The organism is Chitinophagaceae bacterium (assembly GCA_016710165.1).
GTDB lineage: Bacteria > Bacteroidota > Bacteroidia > Chitinophagales > Chitinophagaceae > Ferruginibacter.
Genome location: JADJLJ010000001.1, coordinates 2,232,244 through 2,255,564 on the forward strand (window position 1 = coordinate 2,232,244; position 23,321 = coordinate 2,255,564).

Below are 23,321 nucleotides of genomic sequence, written 5' to 3' on the forward strand. Positions count from 1 at the left end.
CTTATTTTTCTTTTAAATTACCCAATTAAATTTTCAGGGCAATCATTCGTTTTCAAATTCTTCTTTTAATATCCTTCTTACTTCGTCAATGGTCTCCTTTTCCAGGTCTGTCCTGCGCTCCAGTTCTTCTGCGGTCAGGTCCAGCACGGCCCTCCCGGTATCACATCCCACTCTTTTCAGCTCGTCAATGATCCATGGTTCGATCTCGTCGGTGAATTCGTCAAGGTCAATATCATACTCTTCTTCTTCTCCTTCGTTATCCCGGAATACATCGATCTCGTAACCGGTCAGTTCGCAGGCAAGCTTGATATTGACGCCCCTGCGTCCAATGGCCAGGGAAACCTGGTCGGGTTTAAGAAAAACATTGGCGTGCATTTTCTCTGAATCAATTTCCATGCTGGTTATCTTGGCCGGAGTTAATGAACGCTGTATCAGCAACTGGATATTGCTTGTCCAGTTGATCACATCAATGTTCTCATTTTTCAGTTCCCGTACAATACCATGGATACGGCTTCCTTTCATACCCACGCAGGCGCCTACCGGGTCGATCCGGTCGTCATAACTTTCAACAGCTACCTTTGCCCTTTCACCCGGGTCCCTCACAATTTTCTTAACCACGATCAGGCCATCAAAGATTTCCGGTACTTCGATCTCCAGTAGTTTTTCCAGGAATACCGGGCTGGTCCTTGAAATGATGATCACCGCCTGGCTGTTCTTCAGTTCTACCTTTTTAACCACGCCCCTCACGGTTTCACCCTTTTTGAAGTAATCGGTAGGTATCTGTTCCGATTTGGGAAGCAGCATTTCATTGCCTTCTTCATCCAGCAACAGCACTTCTTTTTTCCAAACCTGGTAAACTTCCCCGCTCACGATCTCCCCGATGCGGTCTTCGTATTTTTTTATAAGGATGTTCTTCTTCAGATCGTTGATACGGGCAGCCAGGGTTTGCTTGCCGGCCAGGATCGCCCGGCGGCCAAATTCCTTCTGGATATCCACTTCTTCATATAACTCTTCCCCAACCTGGTAGTCGGGTTCTATTTTGATGGCGTCTTTGTATTCAATTTCGGTCAGCGTATTGTAGAGGTCATCGTCTTCCACAATGGTGCGGCGGCGAAAGATCTCCAGGTCGCCTTTCTGGTCGTTCACGATAACGTCGAAGCATTCGTCGCTGCCGTATTTTTTACGGATCAGTGTTTTAAACACGTCTTCCATCACTTTCATCAGTGTTGGCCGGTCAATGTTTTCCGCATCTTTAAATTCCTGGAAGGAATCGATTAAGTTAATACTTGCCATAATCCTCGCCGGCTGCTCTCCCGATAATTATCGGGATCATTTCCCCGCCGGGTGGGGGTTTTGTTTATAATTAAAATTTTACAAGAACCTTTGTTTGTTTGATGTTGTCAAAGGAGATCTCCTCTTGCTTCGTCTCTGCTTTCTTTCCTTTTCCGGTCGTGTATTCAATGATGATCCCGTCTTCCGCAACGCCTGTCAACCTGCCTTCTTTTTTTGCTTCGTCCAGGGTCGTTACCTCCACGTTCCGGCCAATATTCTTTTTATACTGGCGCAGCAACTTCAGCGGCTCGTCAATTCCCGGGCTTGAAACCTCCAGCGAAAAGTCGCCATCCGGGAACAAACCCTTCTCTTCCATTACTTTATAAAGCGCCCGGTTTATCCTGATGCATTTCTCGATCCCCAAGCCGCCATCCGCATCCAGGTATATTTTTATATTGTTTGTCGGCTTTATTTTCACCGACACCAGGAAAACATCCTCCTGCAGTAACGGCCCGATCAGTTTTTCAACGGTCTGTATGTGTGAATCCTGGGTCATGATAAAAGAAGAAGGGAACGCCTCCGTTCCCTTCATTTGTTTCTTTGTCAGTTGCAAATATAGGTTGTGTGGCTGTAACTGCCAAAATTGTAACCCCAAAAATCACCGGCCGACTGTTATTTTTATTTTAACAACATCCGGTTTATTTGGTATGTACCTTTGAGCCATGAGCATCTTAAAAATACTTTTCGAGCTGTTTGTACTATACCTGCTTTACAAGCTAATCTTCGACTTTATCATCCCTGTTTATCAAACCACCAGGCAGGTAAAGCAAAAAATGGGGGAAATGCAGAGCCGGATGGATGAGCAGATGAAAAAGCAGGAATCCAGCTCATTTACTGCTCAAAAAGAAGAAAAAACCCAGCCTGCCAGGGAAGACTACATCGAATTTGAGGAGGTAAAGTAACCCGGGTCAAAACGGTATGTTTTCAATTCTTTCTCCTGCCTGCAAATGATACGTGTTGATACCCAACAGGGCAGCCGCGTCAATGTTTTTCAGCAGGTCATCAATAAACAAGGTTTCTGCTGCAACAATACCGGCATCCTGCAGGGTAAATTGGTAAATTTCCCTTTCCGGTTTTCTTAAGCCAAGATGATGCGAGTAGTACGCTTTGGTGAAATGGTCATCAAAGTCTTCCCTGCCCGTTTGCGTCCTGAAGTGCCGGTGAAAAGCAGTATAATGTATGCTGTTGGTATTGCTTAAAAGATACAGGTCATACCGCTGCTTCAACTGTTCCAGGTACCGTAAACTTTCTGTCCTGAAATCAAGTATCAGAGCATTCCAGGCATCCCGGATATCATTATCGGCTATCGGCAGGCCACTTATCTTCCGGATGCCGGTATAAAACTCCATTTCTGTCAGCTTCCCTTTTTCCAGCTCATCAAACAACGTATCTGCTTTTTGAAGAGAGTAGTTTTTTTTAAAATCTGCTACGCCCAGTTTTTCAAATGCCTCATTTGTTTTGCCGGTATCAATATCCAGCAATACGCCCCCTAAGTCGAAAATGATATTTTTAATGGCTTTCATTTTACTAAAAAGCGGAACCATGCCGATTCCGTTAATCCCTCTATTCATCGAAACTGATTATGAATCAGGTATGGAATATTTTATTTTAAGTTTTTCAATGATAGAAGAAAATTTCTTCAGGTTACTAATATAGACCTTACTTTTCATTTTTTTAATGTGCTTCTCTATCAGCAATGCCTGTTCCATGGAAACACACTCTATTTGTAAAAATAACTCCCAGTCCTTTACTTTTCTTGTAAACTTATTTTCATAATACCCCTCCAGATGTCTGCCAAGCCTTTCTTCCGGCCTGATTGTAGTGGCCCCAATATAAAATGAATCATCCGAAGGACTATACAATATGTAAACATAGGCTGCCATCAGGCAAAACAAATAAAATCAGCACCCTCATTCTTGAGGTCTGTCGCTGACTTTTATGTTTTTAAAGACAAGAAATCTTGCTGTTTCTGTCAGGTTTATCCCAGACGAATATCGGAACTCTGATTATGAGTATGTTCATTGAAAAAAACCTCAGATCTTTTTGTGAGGTTTTGGTGGGCCCACCTGGGCTCGAACCAGTTCCGATAGCTATCGGAACTCTGATTATGAGTATGTTCATTGAAAAAAACCTCACAGATCTTTTTGTGAGGTTTTGGTGGGCCCACCTGGGCTCGAACCAGTTCCGATAGCTATCGGAACTCTGATTATGAGTATGTTCATTGAAAAAAACCTCACAGATCTTTTTGTGAGGTTTTGGTGGGCCCACCTGGGCTCGAACCAGGGACCCTCTGATTATGAGTCAGATGCTCTAACCGGCTGAGCTATAGGCCCTTTCCTTAATTATAAGTCAGGGACTCTAACCTCCCGATAACTATCGGGAGAGCTATGGACCCTTTCCTATGCAGGAAGGATTTATTTTAAATGCCTGGCCCGGTAAACCAAGCAATTATAGAAATTAATTTCAAAAACTTGCATCTCTTTTGATGACAATCTAAATTCGCCAAGAGTCAGATGCTCTAACCTCCCGATAGCTATCGGGAGAGCTATAGGCCCTCTCTTCAATACAGTTTTGAAGAATGAGGCTGCAAATATAGTCAAACCTGTTTAATTTAACGCTTCGTTAGATTATTTGCCGTTAATTTGCAACTTCAAAATTACTTATGAAGAAAATAGTATTTGTTGTTCTTGCCTCCCTATTCGTTACAACCCTATCAGCCCAGACCAAAAAGAAAGCAGGTGGTTTTATGTCGCAGACAGGCGACCATTTCATGCTGCAACTGACCTCGGATCACTGGATAGGAACCCCCGACAGCATTAAGTCGCACAAAAAAGGATTTGCGAGGGGCGCTAATGTGTACGTGATGTTAGACCAGCGTTTTAAGGGCAATCCCCGTTTTAGTGTTGCTTTTGGATTGGGTGTTGGCACAAGCAATATGTATTTTAAGAACATGAGCATTGATGTAAAATCAAAAACAAACAAACTGCCCTTCAATAATTTAGACAGCCTGAACCGGTTTAAAAAATACAAGCTGACCACGGCTTTTTTAGAAGTGCCCATCGAATTGCGTTTTACGGCTGACCCCGAAAGCGATACCAAGACCATTAAAGCCGCCCTTGGTTTTAAAGTGGGTACCGTAATAAATGTTCATACAAAGGGAAAGACCCTGCTGGATAAGGACGGAAAGACCCTGAACAACTATACCGCAAAGGAAACAAGTAAAAGCTTCTTTAATTCAACCCGCATAGCGGCAACCGCAAGGGTGGGCTATGGTAATTTTTCGGTGGTGGCCAACTACCAGCTTAATAATATTTTCAAAGACGGAGTTGCTGCCGATGTAAAGCTCTTCCAGATCGGCCTGTGTATCAGCGGACTTTAACCGTTTCACCAAACAATATTCTTTCCCCCGCTTCAACGGGGGATTTTTATTTGCTCCTCTTTGACAATGCCTTAACTTTGCGGCTCTTCCGATGGCTATCGGAACCCCACCATGAGCGACGAAATAAAACACGAATGCGGCCTTGCCTTCATTCGTCTACGCAAACCTTTCAGTTACTATCAGCAAAAGTATGGAACCGCCTTGTACGGCCTCAATAAGCTGTACCTGCTTATGGAAAAGCAGCACAACCGGGGCCAGGACGGGGCCGGCATTGCTGCTGTTAAGCTGAATACCGAACCCGGTTATCCTTTCATGCACCGCCTGCGAAGCGCTGCACACCAACCCATTGCCGATCTTTTTTCACAGGTTGGAAAAGAGATCGACGAGGTAGAGAAGTACCAGCCTGATATTAAGAATCACCCCGGCCTTATGAAAGGCCATCTTAATTTTTTGGGCGAGGTCTTGCTTGGCCACCTCCGGTACGGCACCCAGGGTAAAAACAATGTGGAATTCTGTCACCCGTTCATAAAACGGCATACCATTCCTTCACGCAACCTGGCCCTGGCAGGAAATTTCAACCTGGTTAACACGGAAGAATTATTCGGGCTGGTAAACATTGACCCGGGGGAGTTCCAGCGTCAAAGCGACCTGGCTGCCATGATGGAAGTGCTGTATCATTTTATAGTAAAGGCCGACGAGGCCTTTCCCCAACAAATGGATGTGGTCCGGGTTTTAAAAAAAGCGGTTCCGCTGTTTGACGGGGGCTTTAATTTCAGCGGCATGATCGGCAATGGAGATGCTTTTGTGATGCGGGATGCTCACGGGATCCGCCCTTCTTATTATTATATCAACGACGACGTGATCGTTGCAGCCAGCGAAAGGGCTGCCATACGAACCGCATTTAACTTAGGAGAAAATGAAGTGCAGGAATTGATGCCGGGCTGTGCACTGGTCGTAAAAGCCGACGGGAGCTTCAGTATAGAACAGATCCTGGAACCAAAAGAAAGAAAGGCCTGTAGTTTTGAAAGGATCTATTTCAGCCGCGGAAGCGATGAAAAAATATACCGGGAACGCATTGCCCTGGGCCATAACCTGAGTGATACGGTCCTGAAAGCAATTGATCACGATCTGAAGAATACCATTTTCTCTTTTATTCCCAACACCGCCGAAACGGCCTTTTATGGCCTGATCAAAGGTGCCGAGGACTACCTGAACAAGATAAAGATCGAACGCATCCTGAGCTGGGGAAAGGACCTGCCTGCCGGACAGGCAGGATTTGATGAAGAGAAATTATCCGAAATGGTGACCCGGCGGGTGCGGATCGAGAAGATCGCCATCAAGGATGTGAAGCTGAGGACATTTATTACCGAGGACAGCAGCCGCAATGAAATGGTTCAGCACGTGTACGACATCACCTACGGAACGGTAAGAAAGAACACAGACGCCCTCGTGGTGATTGATGACAGTATTGTTCGGGGAACCACTTTAAAAGAAAGTATTGTAAGAATGCTGTCGAGGCTTCAGCCAAAAAAGATCATTATCGTTTCCTCGGCCCCACAGATACGCTACCCGGACTGTTATGGCATTGATATGAGTAAATTGGGAGACTTCATCGCTTTCCGTGCCGCCATTGAATTACTGCATGATACCGGGCGGCAGGAACTGCTTGCCACCTTATTGAACAGATGCAAAGAATTGCAGCGAAACAACCAGTTGCATACAGAGAATGTTGTACAGCAGATCTATAAATCCTTTACGCTTGCCGAGATCTCTGATAAAATTGCAAGGCTCATTACCCCCGCAGATGTCAACATCCCTGTTTCCGTGATCTACCAGACCATCGAATCGCTCCACCAGGCATGTCCTACCAACCTGGGCGATTGGTATTTTACCGGCAACTATCCCACGCCCGGCGGCAACCGGGTATGCAACAAAGCCTTCATGAACTACATGGAAGGAAAGAATGTAAGGGGGTATTAGGTTTGTAGCCTGCCTGTCCGGTAGGCAGGTTTGTGGTTAAGGATATCTTTATTTAAGAACTCCTTATCGTTTTGTTTACCCAAAGATTTCGTTCAGCAACCCGGCGAGATGAACCCCTCCTTTTAATAACTGCTGGTTAACGGTGCCGATATTTTTAAAATTATACTGGTAACCTAATTTATCGTCTGGTTTAACCTCTGCATATATCTTTTCAGCCAGCTGGTACGATTGCCATACCCATTCACTCAGCGGCTCGGCCTGCCATTGTTTTCGCTGCGCTTTGGTAGTATGATTGATCGCTGTGGCATATTCTGTATAGCTGAGGTTCTGGAGGTCTATCAGCCGGTCGTCCCAAACCTGGTGCAGGTTATACGGGTTGTTGAACCATGATAAACGAATGGTATTCCCTCCCCGGTCATCGGGCCTGCCGGTGTGCATTGGCTGGTGAATATCTCCCACAATATGGATCAGCAGGCGCAGGTACATCAGCTTGTCCGTTTGTTCCAGGCTCTTATTTTTCAGTTGATCCGCCAGCCAGATAATTTTCGTGTAGGCATCGGTGGCCGTGTCATTTGCCAGGTACGTTTTTATTCCTGTTTCGCTAAGGCCCGGTTTAAAATTTATATAATGCCAGTTGTTCAGATATGCAAACGATGAATCGGACTTGATAAAATCCGGCCAGTTGCTTGTCATGGCAATGGATTCCGTTCCGAGCATCTTCGCTATTTCTTTCCGGGCCTGTTTGGTAAGGTAGCTGTCGGCGATCTGTCCTACAATACGGTGGCCCAGCATTCCCCAAGCCATACCGCTTAACGGCAAATAAAAGAAAAGGGTAAACAGTATGGCTCTTTTTATATGTCGCATCATCATGGTGAATATTTTATTCTCAAAGCTAATTAATGTGGTCAAAAAAAAACTGACCCTTCTGAAATTATTCGATCACCTCAAACAAAAGCACCTGGGCTTTTTCCAGTGGATTGAAATTATTGTCGGCTATAAAGAGCAGGGTCTTATGCCCGTTGGGCAACCGGGGACCAAACGTTACACCTTCGATATTATCGGTATAAATACCCAGGTCATCCATATTCAACAATAGTTTTTTGGCAGCAGGAACAAACCCATCGTTGTTATTAAGTTGCATATTGCTGATATCCGTGGCCCCGTTGAGGTCTGCAATAAATACCTTGATCGTACAGGGGATCCTGCCTGTTGAAAAGGATCGTTCGATCACCAGTAATTTATTGTTCCCCAGGCTTAGTATCTCGGGTACACCGTTTATTTTGAAAGCAGATCCCGGTACAGCGGGGTAAGCAACGGGGGATAGTTTATACGCATACTGTGCCGTATTTTTCCGGGTTTGTATATCAAACCTGTACATACGGATGAACGCATTGCCCTCTGTGACTTCTGCCCTGGGGCCATCTTCATATAAAGGTTCCTCAACATTTACAAAAAGGGTTTGGTAATTGTCTGCAAAGGTCATTCCCTCCAGCACCCCGTTACGCCGGGGGCCTTTTTCTGTTGCATGCATAAAAAGGTTACCAGGCAAAATAAAACTGTCAATATACCCTCCACCGGGCCGGATCAGAATTACGGAAGGGTTCCCGAGTACGGTATCCTTATCTGTAACGACCCTTTCTCCTTCACTGCTCCAGGCAAGCATACCCGATACGGGGTTGAAACGGATCGCTTCCGGATCGGGTGTTTGCCGGGCATCCTGTTTGTTATTGGGATATGCTTGTCCATCTGCCCGGAGCATATACTTAACCCCGGTAAAAGAGATGCTGTCGATCTTCTTTTCGCTGAAAAATATTTTTGCAGTATAGAAGCGGGCCGGATTTCTATCACTCCGGTCGTCGCTGATCAGGTAGTACAGGTTGTTGTTTGCATCATAGTCAATGCCCGACAAGCCGCCTACAATTGTATTTTTATATGCAAGGTTGAAGGGAAGATCATATTGCGACAGGAATCGTAAGCCCCGGATGTCTGCTGTAGTTTGAGTTGATTTTTTTACCGTGGTACATGAAAAGGAAAAAATGATGAGTAAGACAGGCAAGAGGGACCGGAGGAGTTTTGAATGCATATGGTTTCTTTATACCCAAAGTTCCGGAAGAATCCGGTTGCAATTGTTCTTTGTACAAAATTTTTATACTTTTATAAAAACAGGTCTTGAAACAATTATACATCATTCGCCATGCCAAGAGCGACCAGGGTTTTTGGGGCAACGACTTTGAGCGGCCCCTGAACGAACGGGGCAAATCGGATGCTGTGGTAATGGCAAAAAGGCTGAAGGACAAGCAGGCCCACATGGATGCATGGGTCACAAGCCCTGCCCGGCGTGCAAAAAAAACAGCGGAGGCATTTGCAGAAGTTTTTAAATCCCCGGCGGATGATATCATTTTTATCTCGGCGCTTTACCAGGCTCCCCCGGAAGTGTTTTATGAAGTGATCGCCCAACTGCCCGGTAACCTGGACAGGGTTGCCATTTTTTCACATAACCCGGGCATCACCTATTTTGTGAACTCGCTTATCCCCGGTGTAAAAACAGACAATATGCCCACCTGCGGAATTTTTGCAATAAAGGTAGATATAGAACAGTGGCGGGAGTTCGGGGATGCCAGGAAAGAATTCCTGTTTTTTGATTACCCTAAAAAAAGCCACTGATCTAAACAAGCCCTGTTTCTCGATTCTACGCAACCAAAAAGCTACAAAAAACGTTTATATCTTCATGTAACGATCACCGGTAACAAAACGGTTCCCCGTTATTGAAACAGCGGCAAACTTTTTCCTTATAAGCATCTAAAACAACCAGGATGAAAACCTTACTCGTTAGTATTACCCTGCTGCTCTCCTTATGTGGCGCAGGCCAAAACAAAGACCATTTAGTGAAAGCCAACGGAGATACCGTTTGGGGAAGTTTCCGGTTAAAAAACCAGCTTTTCTATACTGCCGGGTCAGATCCTGTACAGGTGAGTGCATCAGAAGTAAGAAAAATAAAAAGCGAATATTTCAAGGGGAACACGGTTGTTCCATGCAGGTTGCTTTTATACACCGATGATATAGATAGTTATGAGATCGATTTTATGAGAAAGGAATCCGTAGATACCATCATGGTATTGGATGAGATCATGACCACCCCAAAGATCAACCTGTATTATGGGGTAAGCAACTTCAGAACACCTTTCTATTTTTACAAAACCCCCGCAGATTCACTTCCCTTACAGTTGGTGATTCGGTATTTCCTGCAGGGAGGACTTGCCAATTATACCAATGACCGGCCAAAATATATGGGCGATAAGTCAAAACTTAATATTGTTGAAGACAAGGGTTATGTCAACCAGCTCCATGCCATCATGGGAGATTGTAAAAAAATCCCTTCCTCTACCTGGGAACTGCTCAGTTACCGGGGCTATAGCTTTAAAAAACTCATTAAGCAATACAATAAGTGCAAATGATCCGGATCCCCTTCCCGGTAAACTGCAACGGGCCGGATCATCATACAGCATGATCATTTCCTGCGGCAATATCCTATACCCTGTTCTCATTCTTCGTTTGCCTGTTCACCAGGTAAACGCCGGAAAAAATAAGTACCGCAGCCACGATCTTATACAGGGTCAGTTCTTCCTTTAAGAACAACATGGCAATGAGGGCGGCAAAAAAGGGCTGGGTATAAATATAAAACCCGGCGGCGGCTGGCCCGAGTATTTTTATACCATACACATTGAACAAATAGGCCAGGAAGGTCCCGGTGATCGTAATAAGGCCCATACTTAAAAAATCAACCGCTCCATATTTTTCCCATGGTATCTGAACAAATTCCCCCCAGCCAAAAGGCAATATCAACAACAACCCGAACGTGAAGATCCACCGGATTATGACTATCGGGTTGTATTTATGCATCAGTGGTTTTACCAGTATGAAGTAGATGGTATAAGACACTGCATTGATAATGATAAGGGTATCTCCAAGCAGGATATTATTTCCTTTCCCTGCATTGTCTTTGGCAAAGATCAATACCATGGCGCCGGATATACCGAGGGCAAGGCCGGCAAGTTTTAAAAAACCCGTCCGCTCTTTTAATAACCAGGCAGCTATGAGAACGATCAGGATCGGTGTAATAAGCATCAGCAGGGATGCATGAATGGAATGCGTGAGGGAAAGTCCTTTTAAAAAAAGCAACTGGTTGATGGCTATGCCGGTTACGGCACACAGTACCAACCGTTTCCTGTCGGCCTTCTCAATACGGACATTTACCGGTTTTAGTAAAAACAGGATCCATAACAAGACCACGCTGGCCCCAACCCTTACTACGTTTATTCCGAACGGCTTTGCCAATTCGGCATTGGTAAGATGTTTTACTGCAGACAGGTTGATGGCAAAGAACAAGTTGGTAAAAAGAAGGGCAAGGTGTGCTGTATACTTTCTGTTCAAGTAATAATATTGAACCGCAAAAATAAGGCATTAAAAAAAGCCACCTGCTTTATACACAGTGGCTTTATACTTACTAACCCTAAATTGATCTTTAACTAGACAGATTGCGCTTCCTTGATCTTCTCCCGGATCTTGGTCTCAATTTCGTTGGCCATTTCAGGATTGTCAGCCAGCAATTGCTTTACCGCTTCTCTTCCCTGTCCCAGTTTATCATTATTGTAACTGAACCAGCTTCCGCTTTTCTGTACAATGCCAAGTTCTACTCCCATGTCGATGATCTCGCCCACTTTTGAAATGCCTTCCCCGTAAATAATATCAAACTCTGCCTGGCGGAAGGGCGGTGCCACTTTATTTTTCACCACTTTTACCTTTACATGGTTGCCAATTGATTCGTCCCCGTCCTTTATCTGTGTCATCCGGCGGATATCCAGGCGGACAGACGCATAGAATTTTAACGCATTGCCTCCCGTGGTGGTTTCCGGGTTTCCAAACATGATCCCGATCTTTTCACGAAGCTGGTTAATGAAAATGCAGCAACTGTTGGTTTTAGAGATCGTAGCCGTCAGCTTTCGCAGTGCCTGGCTCATTAACCTGGCATGAAGGCCCATTTTACTGTCGCCCATTTCGCCTTCCAGTTCGCCCTTAGGAACCAATGCGGCAACGGAATCGATCACCACAACATCCAGGGCCCCTGAAAGGATCAGCCTGTCGGCAATTTCCAGCGCCTGCTCCCCGTAATCCGGCTGGGAGATAAGCAAATTATCGATATCAACACCAAGCCGTTTTGCATAATTGCTGTCAAATGCATGCTCGGCATCTATAAAGGCACACATGCCCCCTTTTTTTTGCGCCTCTGCAATAACATGAATGGCCAGGGTTGTTTTACCGGAGCTTTCAGGCCCATAAATTTCCACCACCCTGCCTTTTGGCAAACCCCCGATCCCCAATGCCATGTCTAACCCGATGGAGCCCGTGGAAATAACCTCCTGCTCAACAACTCCTTTATCACTCATCAGCATTACCGAACCCTTGCCGAAATCCTTATCAATCTTATCCATTGTTAATTTCAGCGCCTTGAATTTTTCTGTTCTTTCCAAATTTTCTGTCTTGTTCATTTTCTTTGATTTTAATTGATGTATCTGGTTTTGCGTAGTAAATGTAACTGTGGCACCAAAGATAATGGTTTTATTTTATCAACACTAATTTATTTAGTATTTTTTTGTTAACTTATTTAGTGGTCACTTTTGCCCTTAAAAAAGTATCCCCTCCCGAAGAATCGGGAGGGGTTGTGTTCAAGCATGAGAAAAACAGACAAAGGATAAATCCTTTGCTCCCTCAGAAAGGTTCGGCTATAAAAACGGACCAAATGAATTTTGTATCAATCTAAACCGGTTGTTATAATTCACCCAACAAATAGAAGATAGTTTTTTGAACTTAACAATACCACAAAGTGGTAATATCCGGGTAAAAATAGCCATTTTTGCCATTCATATACTTTTTTGTTGTAATAATGCAGCCTTTTTATCCTCCCTGCTTAAAAAACAAAGCGGGCCCATACAGGAGCCCGCTCTGTTTATTAAAGAAAACGGTTATTGTTAGCTAAGGTCATATGGCCACCCGTTGTTCTTCGATCATCTTCCGGAGGTTTAAAAGCGCATAGCGCATTCTGCCCAGGGCAGTATTTACGCTACAGTCAAGCATGGACGAGATCTCCCTGAACTTAAGGTCTGCAAAATGCCTTAAGATGATGATCTCCCGTTGCTCTTCGGGAAGCTGGCTCACCAACTTCATGATCCGCTCGTGACTCTGGGTTTTAATGATGTTCTCTTCTGCATTTGAATCATTGAACCGCAGCACTTCAAAAATGTCTTTTCCTTCAATTGTTTTAATGGTCGGCTTTCCTTTGACCTTCCGGAAATGGTCTACACAAAGATTGTGGCCTATGCGCATCGCCCATACCACAAATTTGTTCTCTTCCTTGTATTTTCCCGCTTTAAGCGTTTCAATGATCTTAATGAACAATTCCTGGAAAATATCTTCGGCCAGGTATTTGTCCTTTACCAATAAATAAATGGAAGTGAAAATGCGGACCTTGTGGCGGTTTACAAGCACATCAAGCGCCTGGGCTTCTCCGTCGGTAAAAAGTTGAACCAATTGCTGGTCAGCCAGGGTAGAAAGTGATTTCATAGTCAGGGTTTGGTTTTAGTTTGGATATTTAGATGTAGTGTTTCAGATACGGTTTACAATGATAATGTTGCCTGTTATTGCAGGGCAATTTCTTTTTCGGTCATCAGTTTCCGGAGATTGGTAAGGCCGAATTTCATGGTATCCAGGGCGGCACTGAGGCTGCAATGCATGGTGTCGGCGATCTCCTTAAAACTAAGGCCTGCGTAATGGTTCAATACCATTACCTCTCTTTGTCCGTCGGGCAGCATATCGATCATGCTCTTTATTTTTCCGTGGCTTTCATGGTATCCGCTGTCTGCCCTGCCTGCATTTTCCGGCAGGCCGATCACCTCTTTTCCGGGATTGCCGGTTTCTTCCACGAGTTCATGCCTTATTTTCCGGTTGTATTCGATGCACAGGCCATTGGCTATTTTTATCGCCCACTGCAAAAAGTTTCCTTCTTCAGCCGTTTTCCCGGCCATAAGATTATCAATGATCCGGATGAACACTTCCCGGAAGATCTCTTCTGCGGCATATTTATCATGTACAATACTATAAATGGACCGGTAAATTCTGTCTTTATAAAGTTCAACAAGCGTGGCGAGGGCATTGGGGTCGCCGTTGAGATAGAACTGAATGAGTTTCTCATCAGTCATGCTGTTTTGGTTGTTCATAGGAGGTAAGTTTGTGTTATTGGATATTAATGAACAGGAGATAAAGATTGCCTGAAAAAAAACAAAGGCTTGTAGTATATGATATGATTTGACTGTAGAAAGATTTCTATTATATTAAATTAGCCTTTTTAATCGTTTGATTTACTTGCTTTTTACAAAATACAAAAGCAAAATTCTCCATAGCTGGCTGGTTCTTTTTATTGTGCTATGCTGGTGACCGGCATGATCATTACCGGGAAGACCCATTAAAAGATCAGCCTTTTTTGCTGATCCCCTGCAGTAACTGCAAATGCGGTTTCAGGCTTGCCACTGTGTCTTTCTGTAAAAATTGTTTCAGGTGTTTGCAAAAATGGCTGTAATCGTAGTAGCCGAACTTTTCATAATCAAATGCCGCCGGATCCCTGGCTATTTGCTGCACGGCCTTGCGGATACGTAAGATCTGCAGCGCTTTCTTGCTGCTGAGACTGGTGCTGGTCTCAAAATACCGGTGCAATGTACGGGCAGATATATTGTATTGTGCCGCAAACGCTTCCACGGTTGTTGTAAAATCATTATTCTTATCGCAATGCTGCAGGATCTCAGAAACAATGCGGATGGGTTCCCAGGAACCGGAATATGTTCTTACGATGGACTGGAAATACGCATTTAAAATACCGGTCCGTTCTTCAAAGGAAGACGCCTTTTTTACATGATCAATGCTGGCCTGTTCGATCAGGTAGCTTAACGGGTAGATGTATTCCCTGTATTCGGCAAAATTCACTTTGGTCTTGAAAATGATCGGCGAAATCTTAAACTTGATACCAAACAACCGGTTCCCCTCGCAGTGATAACATTCGATGGACCGGTTGCGGGGCAAAAATCCATCGGTCTTCATATTGAACTTCTTATCTCCTACCTGCATCACAAAGGGCGTACCCAGGTTAATGAGGTAGGTATACCCGATATTGGGGAACAATGCATCCGAAAAACCATGGGGGTTTTGCTGCAGCAGCTCATCAAAACGGGTCTCCCAGAAAAAGTCGATGAAGCTTTCCAGTCCGGGCAGGGGTTTTACACGGTGGTAATTATTTTCAAAATGATCAATATGAAAAAACTCGATGTGTTGCAAGGCCGTACTTTAATGGAATAAAGATAAAGTGGTCTTGATGTATTTTGCTAAATTTTACATCAACGGTCAAGAAACAATAGGATACTTTATTTTTTTTCCAATCCATCCCGGCTCATTTGGTTGGGGGTCTTCAAAGTAATAGGAAAAATTTGTAGCTAACTCTTTTGCAAATAATCTAAATTTTGTTTGAGGTTTACCTGGAGTAAATTCGCCATTATAATAAATATCCGCATGCATTGGCAAACCCCTAAAATGTGTAAAAATTGGCCGTTCAGTTATTGGTGTTCTATAATCTTCTTGCAGGGGAGAAAATCGCATATAAACAGAGTCTTGGAGATTGTGTTTATTTACTAAATCTTCCATATGCTTTATTAAGAAAAAGGCAAGGCCCGAGTAGTAGCTTTGGCCAAGATTTATTTTATAACAATGATTTTTACAGAAATTATCGTCTGTGTAACTATGTCTTAAAACAGAAACATCTCTTTCTTGCCTTTTAGGTGGTGGTAAAAAAGCTCCCTCCCTTAGAATTTTTTTGGAACTTATGTACAAAGGAGTAAATATCCCTCTTACAATTATTTCATCTTTGTGAAATTTCTCTGGAATAATTTTTCCAGAGTTCTTTTTCTTCTTAAAGAAATTTTTAGCTATGAAATTTATAAAAGATATCAACCAGTTCATTGGGTACTTTATTCTTTTCTAATTTAACGGATTCTGCTATCGAAGTTTCATTGTTTGCCAGTTTTGCAAAATAACCAATACTATCGTCACCTATTTCAAGGGATAGCATTTTATTTTTATCTGTCCAATCTAAGACAATTGTGCCATATGGTGTTAATGAAATATCATCTCTAGATATGTTTTGTAAGTATTTTTTAGGTAGTTTTTGGAGTAGAAAAAAGCAATTTTCAATTGTTGCATCATCTAATTGTACAGCCCCGTTGCTATCCCAGTTTTCATCGAGGTAGCTAAAAGAACTTAATCTTGCCATAATTTCATCCGAAATATTAGATTCGATAGGGTCACAAAAATTTCTTTCAGAAATTTTTGTGTCAAAATATTCATATGCAGAAATGGGCCTTGAAAAAGAAAAAGCCTCAGCTTGAAGTTCAATTGGCAAGATCGCATCCATTATTAGCATATTATAAGTTTATTAGTCTCTTTATATCTTCATTTAAAATATCTCCCAATGTTTCCTTATTTCTTCGATGAGCTATTGTAAGCATTTTATTAAAATTACTTTCTTTTACTAACGAACTTAATTCTTGCTCATTGTCCAATTGATGTGCCACATTATGGCTTATTGTAATCTCTGGTAAAATTTTATTTTCAATTTTTATCTCAATGCGATCCAAAAACTTTAACCCTTCAAACTCTTGCTCTATAGTCAATAAGTATGTTCTACTAAATTTAGACTCAAAAAATTTGGCGGGTAATATTTGGCTGCTTCGATTAAATATCAAGTCAGCGATAAATTCATCTGTTGTTCCTGTCCAATTAAAAACATCTACATATTGTAAGCTAAACGAGTTAACAAATAATAAATCTTCTGCCGCTCCGGTAAAATCAACTATTGTCTCAGAGTAGTCTTTATAGAATTCTGCCCAAGTATTATATTCAAGATAATGAAAAGAAAGAAATTTTCTTCTTTCTTCATTTAACCCTTGAAATACTATCGTGTTTTTACCTTTTTCATTAAATCCTGAGAACCGAAAACCGGTATTCTTTACTGTATTTGTATTAACTATAGAAGCTTCTCCCTTTTTCTGTATCTGAACCTGTACTTGTTCAAGCGTTGTGAATTGTTTAAATTTATTTTTAAAGGTTGTTTCAATAAGTTTTTGAAACCTTTCTGGCTTAATGATTTGATTAACCAAGAAAGTACTTATTGTTGCTTCTTTTATTGAATGGCGACCGCTAAATGGTTTGATTTTTTCTATAAGGCTACTCATGTTCGAGTCATAGTTGACTCAAAAGTAAGTACTTCCATTAATAAAATCACATTCCCTACTTAATATTTAACGTTCTTTGTTTTATTTATGTCATTGTCAACATGCTATCCCAATCCCTTTAAAATGTTGAGTTTCAAAACGTGATTCTTCGTTTTGACTTAACTGCCCTATATTAAACTCACGTATACAACACCAAAATATTTCTTAACAATCAATCTCCCAAACCTCCAATTCGTAACTTCGCCCCATGACGAATTATTTAGACGAGCTGAATGAACCGCAACGGGAGGCGGTAACACATGTGAACGGGCCCATCATGATCATTGCCGGGGCAGGCAGCGGCAAAACCAAAGTGCTCACCACCCGTATTACCCACCTGATGGCGGCACACAAGGTTGATTCGTTCAATATACTGGCGCTTACTTTTACCAATAAGGCGGCGGCTGAAATGAAGGAAAGGGTGGAGCGGATACTGGGTAATACCGAAGCCAGGAACTTATACATCGGCACTTTTCACAGCGTATTTGCAAGGATACTGAGAGCGGAGGCTTCTAAACTGGGTTACCCTTCCAACTTTACCATTTATGATACGGATGATGCAAAGTCTGTTGTAAAGACCGTTATCAATGAGCTGGCGCTGGATGACAAGCAATACAAACCCAATGTTGTTTACAACCGGATCTCTGCAGCCAAAAATTCACTCATCGGCCCGGCAGAATACCTGAACGACTGGGCCCTGCAGCAGGAAGACAACCGGGCCAACCGCTCTGCCACCGGGCTGATATACGACGCCTATGTGAAACGTTGCTTTAAGAACGGCGCCATGGATTTTGATGACCTGTTATTAAAGATGTACCTCCTGTTAAAAAATTTCCCGGAGTCACTGAGCAAATACCAGCGCAAATTCAAGTATATACTGATCGACGAGTACCAGGATACCAACCCGGCACAGTACGAGATCATAAAACTGCTGGGGGCCATGCACGAGAATGTTTGTGTAGTAGGCGATGATGCCCAGAGTATTTACAGCTTCCGGGGCGCCACCATTGAAAATATCCTGCAATTCCAGAAAGATTATGATGAAGTGAAGCTGGTGAAACTGGAACAGAATTACCGGAGCACCAAGAACATCCTTCATGTTGCCAATGAAATAATCGGCAATAACAAGAACCAGATAGAAAAGAAATTATTTACCGACAATGGCGAGGGAGAAAGGATCCGCCTGGTGCGTACCATGACGGATAATGATGAAGGGAAAATGGTGGCCGATACCATACAGGAACAAAAGCTCCGCAACCATTATTTCAATAAGGATTTTGCCATCCTGTACCGCACCAATGCCCAGAGCCGCAGTTTTGAAGAAGCCCTGCGCCGCATGGGCATTGCCTACCGCATTTACGGCGGTATGAGTTTTTACCAACGCAAGGAAGTAAAGGATTTCATTGCCTACCTGCGCCTGGTGGTGAATCCAAGGGATGAAGAAGCCCTGAAACGCATCATCAATTTCCCGGCACGGGGCATTGGCAAAACCACCATCGACAAAACTGTTTTGTATGCCAATGAAAACAACCTGAGTGTGTGGGATATCATCAGCAATGCAGCCATGTATGGTTTCCGGAGTGGAACACTGGAAAGCCTGGACAATTTTGTAACGATGATCAAAATGTTCCAGAGCGAGCTCACAAAAAAGAATGCCTACGACCTGGCCGTGATCGTTGGCAAGAGCACCAATATTGTCAAAGAACTATTCAACGACAAAACAACCGAAGGCCTTGCCCGCTATGAGAACGTACAGGAATTACTGAACTCCATCAAAGAGTTTACCGAAACTCCCTTGAATGAAGAAGATGGAGAAGTGGGAGATAAGAGCCTGGGAAGTTATTTACAGCAGATCGTATTGCTTACCGATGCCGATGAGGACAAAGAAAATGCGGATGTGGTTAAACTGATGACCATACATGCGGCAAAAGGCCTGGAGTTCCCGGTGGTATTTGTAGGCGGACTGGAAGAAACGCTTTTCCCAAATGCCATGTCCATTAATACAAGGGAAGAGCTGGAGGAAGAACGGCGCCTGTTTTATGTGGCCATCACCCGGGCAAAAGAGAAACTGTGGATGAGTTATGCCAATGCCCGCTACCGCTTCGGGCAGTTGCAGCAAAATGACCCAAGCCGTTTCCTGGAAGAGATCTCTGAAAATTATTTAGATAAAAGTTATGCAGGAGGCGGTTTAAGGGACGGCAAGGCAAAGAACAACTGGTTTGGCGATGACCGGAATTCCGGAGGCGGAAACCAGTGGGCAACCAGCGGCAGGCCCGTTGTTGAAAGCAGGAAGCCTGCCTATGTTGTACCCGCTGCAAGGCCCCAGGTGAAAGAACATACGCCATCAGAGAATTTTAGGCCCAGCGATACCAGCAACCTGCAGGTTGGAAATAAAGTAGAACACCAGAAATTCGGTTTTGGCGAAGTGACCAAAATGGAAGGTTCGGCACATAACCCAATCGCTACGGTTAAATTTGAGTTGAATGGAGAGAAAAAGATCATGCTGAATTATGCTAAGCTTCGCATCGTTGAATAAAGGCCCCTCTCTATCTCTCCCCAAAGGGGAGAAGAAATGAAGAAGATAAAAGCGAAGACCATGTTTTGTGATACAAACAGGGTTTGCTTTATTGATGAATACCCTTTGCGGCTGATTTGTAAGATAAAATGCCTGGATTTGCACAAGATTACCGCCCCTTTTCATAAGAGAAGGAGAAGGAATGATGTCTTTCGAAATCCGAAAAATCTCCCTCTTAAGGCCGATTTCAGGCTTAAACAGCCCGATTCTTGTTAATTTTGCATTGAAATTCTTAAAAACCGTTTTATGATCAAGACAGGAAACCCGGTCATCAGTATCTATACCGAAATGACGCCCAACCCGGAGACCATGAAGTTTGTGGCAAACAAACTCCTATACCCCGGCAAGAGCATAGATTTTTCAGATGAGGCAAGTGCGAAGCCATCCCCGCTGGCGCAGGAACTGTTTACCTTCCCGTTCATCAAAGCGGTCTTTATTGCCAGCAATTTTGTTACCCTTACCAAAACAACCGAAACCGAAGACTGGCAGGATGTGATCCCTTCCATTAAACAGTTCTTGAAAGAATACCTGGAAGAAGGTAAAGTGGTGGTGAATGATGAAGACGTGGCCGCCATGAAACCGGAGAGCAGCAATGCCGTAAGCGCTGATGACGACGATGTGGTAAAGCGTATAAAAGAACTGCTTGAAAATTATGTAAAGCCAGCCGTTGAAATGGATGGCGGCGCCATACAGTTCAAAAGCTATGAAGATGGAAAGGTGAATTTAATGATGCAGGGATCCTGCAGCGGTTGCCCCTCCAGCATGATCACGTTAAAGGCAGGCATTGAAGGAATGATGAAGCGGATGATCCCGGAAGTAAAGGAAGTGGTGGCAGAGTCGGAATAGTTAATCGGCTGATCGGTTAATTCGTTTATTTGTAAAGCGCTTCGTGAATGGAGTGCTTTTTTATTGGGCGTAAATTTTATTTTAACTTCAATCAAATAAGCGCATCCGTTAAACATGGAAGTTAAACGCAACGAATATTATCCCAGGAACCGGAAAGCATGGAGGAACTGGTTGCAGAAAAACCACGCCCGCCGGAAACATGTGTGGCTTGTTATGTATAAAAAAGGTACGGGGAAACCAACACTCCGGTATGAAGAGGTGGTGGAAGAAGCCCTCTGCTTTGGATGGATAGACAGCGTATCAAACAAACGGGATGAGGAAAGCCGTTTTCTTTATATCACAAGCCGGAAACCAAAAAGCGGCTGGAGCGCCCTGCATAAAAAACGTATTGAAAGATTGACGGTAGAAAATAAGATGACCCCAGCCGGCCTGCAGAAGATCGAAGCAGCTAAAAAAGATGGTTCATGGTCTGCGTTAGATAAGATAGAAGCATTGGAAATGCCTGCTGTTTTAAAGAGGGCGTTTGCAAAGAACAAAAATGCGCTTTCCGGTTTTGATCGGTTTCCGCCAAGTGCAAAGAAGCAGCTCTTTTATTGGGTGGAAAGCGCCAAAACAGGCTCCACGAAAGAAAAGAGGGTTACAGAAACCGTAACACTGGCCGAAAAAAATATCCGGGCCAACCAATGGAAACCAAAAAAATCATGATGCCCCGCAGTGTACTTTTTTTATGCTCCCTGTTCTTTGTCCTGGCATTGATGAGTTGCGCTGTCAGCAATAATCCACAGCGAACGGAAATAAAAATGCTCCAGAAAGGGGTCATTAAAGACGATACAAGCTTTGTGTACCAACTGCCGTATGAAGCAGGCAGGACCCACATCCTGGTACAGGGTTATTTCAGCCGCTTATCACATAAGGAAAGGGCGGCCCTTGATTTTAAAATGAAAAGGGGAACCAATATCTGTGCAGCAAGAAGCGGTGTGGTGGTACGGGTGAAGGAAGACGGCAATAAAGGTGGCTGGAAAAAAGAATACCGGCCTTATGGAAATGTGATCGTGATACAGCACGAAGACAGTTCAAGAGCCGGGTACTGGCATTTGCAATTGAACGGGGCATCCGTGAATGTGGGCGACACCGTAAAAGCGGGCCAGGTGATCGCCCTGAGCGGGAAGACCGGTTACGCATTGTTCCCACACCTGCATTTCATTGTATGGAAGTCCGGTGGCCGGGGCCAGTGGAGGCAGGTAGCCACCCGTTTTCAAACCTCCAGAGGGATCCGTTATCTTCGGCCCTTCCGGTTTTACCGTGATAAAAAGCAATGAGTTTAGCAGAAATATACCAGCAGTTTGTTTCCGACATGTATCGCACCAGCTGGTACGAATACCTGGCAGTTTTTGCCGGCATCGCCAGTGTCTGGTATTCCCGGGCTGAAAATATCCTGGTGTACCCGGTCGGACTCATCAACACCATCATATACATCTTCATCAGTGTAAAAGGACATTTGCTGGGTGAGGCAACCGTGAATTTGTATTATACCATCATGAGCATTGTTGGCTGGTACATGTGGATGAAAAAAGATGCAAGGCAGGAAGTGGTTCTGCACATCACCCGTTCGTCCGGCAAGGAATGGATGCAGCAGGTCTTGTTCTTCCTGTTCTTTTATACCAGCATCTTCATCGCCCTCACGTATTTTAAACACGCTTTCTTTGAAGGCGTGATCCCCTGGGCCGATGCATTTGCTTCGGCAACCGCTTTCACCGGTATGTGGCTGATGACCAGGAAGAAGGTGGAAAGCTGGTACTGGTGGATCGCAACCAATATTGCATCTGTTCCGCTGTATTTTGTAAAGCACTATGTGTTTACCAGTGTATATTATGTAGTATTGCTGGTAATGGCGGTGGCAGGTTTGATGGAATGGATGAAAAAATCAAAAACAAACAAAACATGAGTTACTGCAAGGCGATCAATACCATGAAGGATACGGAACGGAATGTTCATAAAGTATACCACGACACCCAATATGGTTTTCCCATTGAGGATGACAATGAATTGTTCTGCCGGCTGATCATGGAAATAAACCAGGCCGGCCTTAGCTGGACCACCATCCTGAACAAACAGGAAACATTCCGGAAAGCCTATCATAAATTTGAGATCAGGAAAGTGGCGGCTTATAAAGAAAAAGATGTACAGCGGTTGCTGAATGATGCCGGTATCATCCGCAACCGGCTTAAGGTGAATGCCGCCGTTGAAAATGCCAAAACCATCCTGGCCCTGCAGAAGGAATTCGGTTCCTTTAAAAAATGGCTGGCGCATCATCATCCCAAAAGCAGGGAAGCATGGACAAGCCTGTTCAAAAAACCTTCCGGTTCACCGGCGGTGAGATCGTAAATGAATTCCTGGTCAGTACGGGTTATTTGCCCGGCGCACATGACGCAAGCTGCCCGGTGCATAAAAAAGTACTGAAGGCCAAACCCAAGTGGAATGAGAAATAAAAAAACCTGGCTGATCATCAAGGCCGTACTGATCCTGTTATTTACCCTTGTGATCTTTTTAATGCCCACAGAAGATGATTTCAGGAAATGGCTGCGCTTTGCCATGCTGGTGGTTTTCGTGATCAGTTTTTTACTTGACCTGAATAATTACCGGAAAAGCAATTGATACCCATGAATATTTTTAAAGGAAAGCCGGGAATTATTTTTAAGGGTTCCCTGCTATTGCTTTACATCCTTCTTGTGTTACTGGCTGACAAAAGCGATCCTTTTAATAATTTCATGCGGATATCATTTATCCTTTTCTCGCTGATCATTCTGGTGATAGATATTTATGACCACAAACAGAAATAACT

26 protein-coding genes, 1 tRNA gene and 1 pseudogene are annotated in these 23,321 nt (G+C 43.7%); 13 read left to right on the forward strand and 15 right to left on the reverse strand.

What is annotated here, in order from left to right; translation table 11 throughout:
* Nucleotides 1–42: 42 nt before the first annotated feature.
* Complete coding sequence (gene nusA / locus IPJ02_09770) at nucleotides 43–1,293, reverse strand: transcription termination/antitermination protein NusA (GenBank protein MBK7375823.1); 1,251 nt, start codon at nucleotides 1,291–1,293, stop codon at nucleotides 43–45.
* A gap of 70 nt (nucleotides 1,294–1,363) precedes the next feature.
* Nucleotides 1,364–1,828, reverse strand: coding sequence for a ribosome maturation factor (locus IPJ02_09775; GenBank protein MBK7375824.1), 465 nt, complete (start codon nucleotides 1,826–1,828; stop codon nucleotides 1,364–1,366).
* Between the two features lie 166 nt (nucleotides 1,829–1,994).
* Here IPJ02_09775 and IPJ02_09780 point away from each other — a divergent pair, with 166 nt between their 5' ends.
* A complete protein-coding gene (locus IPJ02_09780) occupies nucleotides 1,995–2,234 on the forward strand; it encodes a hypothetical protein (GenBank protein MBK7375825.1) in 240 nt (79 codons plus the stop codon).
* Between the two features lie 6 nt (nucleotides 2,235–2,240).
* Here the strand turns inward: IPJ02_09780 and IPJ02_09785 are convergent, their stop codons facing one another.
* From IPJ02_09785 to IPJ02_09795, 3 genes are all read right to left on the reverse strand, one after another.
* Entirely contained in the window at nucleotides 2,241–2,855 is a 615-nt protein-coding gene (locus IPJ02_09785; protein MBK7375826.1) for an HAD family phosphatase, read from the reverse strand.
* Between the two features lie 57 nt (nucleotides 2,856–2,912).
* Complete coding sequence (locus IPJ02_09790; GenBank protein ID MBK7375827.1) at nucleotides 2,913–3,215, reverse strand: GIY-YIG nuclease family protein; 303 nt, start codon at nucleotides 3,213–3,215, stop codon at nucleotides 2,913–2,915.
* Nucleotides 3,216–3,588: 373 nt separating this feature from the next.
* A tRNA-Ile gene (locus IPJ02_09795) sits at nucleotides 3,589–3,665 on the reverse strand.
* 329 nt (nucleotides 3,666–3,994) lie between these two features.
* Here IPJ02_09795 and IPJ02_09800 point away from each other — a divergent pair.
* Together IPJ02_09800 and IPJ02_09805 are read left to right on the forward strand one after the other, a co-directional pair.
* A complete protein-coding gene (locus tag IPJ02_09800) occupies nucleotides 3,995–4,711 on the forward strand; it encodes an outer membrane beta-barrel protein (GenBank protein MBK7375828.1) in 717 nt (238 codons plus the stop codon).
* Nucleotides 4,712–4,822: 111 nt separating this feature from the next.
* On the forward strand, nucleotides 4,823–6,691 hold the full coding sequence (locus IPJ02_09805) for an amidophosphoribosyltransferase (GenBank protein MBK7375829.1): 1,869 nt from the start codon (nucleotides 4,823–4,825) through the stop codon (nucleotides 6,689–6,691).
* 75 nt (nucleotides 6,692–6,766) lie between these two features.
* Here IPJ02_09805 and IPJ02_09810 read toward each other — a convergent pair whose 3' ends face one another.
* Together IPJ02_09810 and IPJ02_09815 are read right to left on the reverse strand one after the other, a co-directional pair.
* Nucleotides 6,767–7,555, reverse strand: a complete 789-nt coding sequence (locus IPJ02_09810) for a S1/P1 nuclease (protein ID MBK7375830.1) — start codon at nucleotides 7,553–7,555, stop codon at nucleotides 6,767–6,769.
* 67 nt (nucleotides 7,556–7,622) lie between these two features.
* Complete coding sequence (locus IPJ02_09815) at nucleotides 7,623–8,774, reverse strand: esterase-like activity of phytase family protein (protein ID MBK7375831.1); 1,152 nt, start codon at nucleotides 8,772–8,774, stop codon at nucleotides 7,623–7,625.
* 86 nt (nucleotides 8,775–8,860) lie between these two features.
* Between IPJ02_09815 and IPJ02_09820 the strand changes: the two genes are divergently transcribed.
* Together IPJ02_09820 and IPJ02_09825 are read left to right on the forward strand one after the other, a co-directional pair.
* Nucleotides 8,861–9,355, forward strand: coding sequence for a histidine phosphatase family protein (locus tag IPJ02_09820; GenBank protein ID MBK7375832.1), 495 nt, complete (start codon nucleotides 8,861–8,863; stop codon nucleotides 9,353–9,355).
* A gap of 149 nt (nucleotides 9,356–9,504) precedes the next feature.
* Nucleotides 9,505–10,146 (forward strand): hypothetical protein, encoded by a 642-nt coding sequence (locus IPJ02_09825; protein MBK7375833.1) that lies wholly within the window; start codon nucleotides 9,505–9,507, stop codon nucleotides 10,144–10,146.
* A 73-nt stretch (nucleotides 10,147–10,219) separates the two neighbouring features.
* On the opposite strand, the gene IPJ02_09830 is transcribed toward IPJ02_09825, so the two are convergent.
* The 8 genes from IPJ02_09830 to IPJ02_09865 form a co-directional block, all read right to left on the reverse strand.
* Complete coding sequence (locus IPJ02_09830) at nucleotides 10,220–11,122, reverse strand: DMT family transporter (GenBank protein ID MBK7375834.1); 903 nt, start codon at nucleotides 11,120–11,122, stop codon at nucleotides 10,220–10,222.
* Between the two features lie 95 nt (nucleotides 11,123–11,217).
* Entirely contained in the window at nucleotides 11,218–12,237 is a 1,020-nt protein-coding gene (gene recA / locus IPJ02_09835; GenBank protein MBK7375835.1) for a recombinase RecA, read from the reverse strand.
* A gap of 490 nt (nucleotides 12,238–12,727) precedes the next feature.
* Nucleotides 12,728–13,309 (reverse strand): sigma-70 family RNA polymerase sigma factor, encoded by a 582-nt coding sequence (locus IPJ02_09840; protein MBK7375836.1) that lies wholly within the window; start codon nucleotides 13,307–13,309, stop codon nucleotides 12,728–12,730.
* Nucleotides 13,310–13,383: 74 nt separating this feature from the next.
* On the reverse strand, nucleotides 13,384–13,962 hold the full coding sequence (locus IPJ02_09845; GenBank protein MBK7375837.1) for a sigma-70 family RNA polymerase sigma factor: 579 nt from the start codon (nucleotides 13,960–13,962) through the stop codon (nucleotides 13,384–13,386).
* A 253-nt stretch (nucleotides 13,963–14,215) separates the two neighbouring features.
* The gene (locus IPJ02_09850; GenBank protein MBK7375838.1) at nucleotides 14,216–15,070 is read right to left on the reverse strand and encodes an AraC family transcriptional regulator; all 855 of its coding nucleotides are present in this window, start codon (nucleotides 15,068–15,070) and stop codon (nucleotides 14,216–14,218) included.
* 66 nt (nucleotides 15,071–15,136) lie between these two features.
* A complete protein-coding gene (locus IPJ02_09855; protein MBK7375839.1) occupies nucleotides 15,137–15,748 on the reverse strand; it encodes a hypothetical protein in 612 nt (203 codons plus the stop codon).
* The gene (locus tag IPJ02_09860) at nucleotides 15,711–16,199 is read right to left on the reverse strand and encodes a hypothetical protein (protein ID MBK7375840.1); all 489 of its coding nucleotides are present in this window, start codon (nucleotides 16,197–16,199) and stop codon (nucleotides 15,711–15,713) included. Before IPJ02_09860 ends, IPJ02_09855 begins: the two co-directional genes overlap by 38 nt.
* Nucleotides 16,200–16,209: 10 nt before the next feature.
* A complete protein-coding gene (locus IPJ02_09865; protein ID MBK7375841.1) occupies nucleotides 16,210–17,019 on the reverse strand; it encodes a TIGR04255 family protein in 810 nt (269 codons plus the stop codon).
* Nucleotides 17,020–17,266: 247 nt separating this feature from the next.
* Between IPJ02_09865 and IPJ02_09870 the strand changes: the two genes are divergently transcribed.
* The 8 genes and pseudogenes from IPJ02_09870 to IPJ02_09905 all read left to right on the forward strand — a co-directional run bounded on the left by IPJ02_09870 (nucleotide 17,267) and on the right by IPJ02_09905 (nucleotide 23,319).
* Nucleotides 17,267–19,594, forward strand: coding sequence for a UvrD-helicase domain-containing protein (locus IPJ02_09870; protein MBK7375842.1), 2,328 nt, complete (start codon nucleotides 17,267–17,269; stop codon nucleotides 19,592–19,594).
* Nucleotides 19,595–19,879: 285 nt separating this feature from the next.
* The gene (locus IPJ02_09875) at nucleotides 19,880–20,479 is read left to right on the forward strand and encodes a NifU family protein (GenBank protein ID MBK7375843.1); all 600 of its coding nucleotides are present in this window, start codon (nucleotides 19,880–19,882) and stop codon (nucleotides 20,477–20,479) included.
* Between the two features lie 114 nt (nucleotides 20,480–20,593).
* Complete coding sequence (locus IPJ02_09880; protein ID MBK7375844.1) at nucleotides 20,594–21,184, forward strand: YdeI/OmpD-associated family protein; 591 nt, start codon at nucleotides 20,594–20,596, stop codon at nucleotides 21,182–21,184.
* On the forward strand, nucleotides 21,163–21,798 hold the full coding sequence (locus IPJ02_09885; GenBank protein MBK7375845.1) for a M23 family metallopeptidase: 636 nt from the start codon (nucleotides 21,163–21,165) through the stop codon (nucleotides 21,796–21,798). Before IPJ02_09880 ends, IPJ02_09885 begins: the two co-directional genes overlap by 22 nt.
* The gene (locus tag IPJ02_09890) at nucleotides 21,795–22,424 is read left to right on the forward strand and encodes a nicotinamide mononucleotide transporter (protein MBK7375846.1); all 630 of its coding nucleotides are present in this window, start codon (nucleotides 21,795–21,797) and stop codon (nucleotides 22,422–22,424) included. Before IPJ02_09885 ends, IPJ02_09890 begins: the two co-directional genes overlap by 4 nt.
* A pseudogene (locus tag IPJ02_09895) lies at nucleotides 22,421–22,968 on the forward strand (DNA-3-methyladenine glycosylase I). Before IPJ02_09890 ends, IPJ02_09895 begins: the two are co-directional and overlap by 4 nt.
* Nucleotides 22,958–23,134, forward strand: a complete 177-nt coding sequence (locus IPJ02_09900) for a hypothetical protein (protein MBK7375847.1) — start codon at nucleotides 22,958–22,960, stop codon at nucleotides 23,132–23,134. The pseudogene IPJ02_09895 and the gene IPJ02_09900 overlap by 11 nt, the downstream one beginning before the upstream one ends.
* A 5-nt stretch (nucleotides 23,135–23,139) precedes the next feature.
* The gene (locus IPJ02_09905) at nucleotides 23,140–23,319 is read left to right on the forward strand and encodes a hypothetical protein (protein ID MBK7375848.1); all 180 of its coding nucleotides are present in this window, start codon (nucleotides 23,140–23,142) and stop codon (nucleotides 23,317–23,319) included.
* Nucleotides 23,320–23,321: the final 2 nt, after the last annotated feature.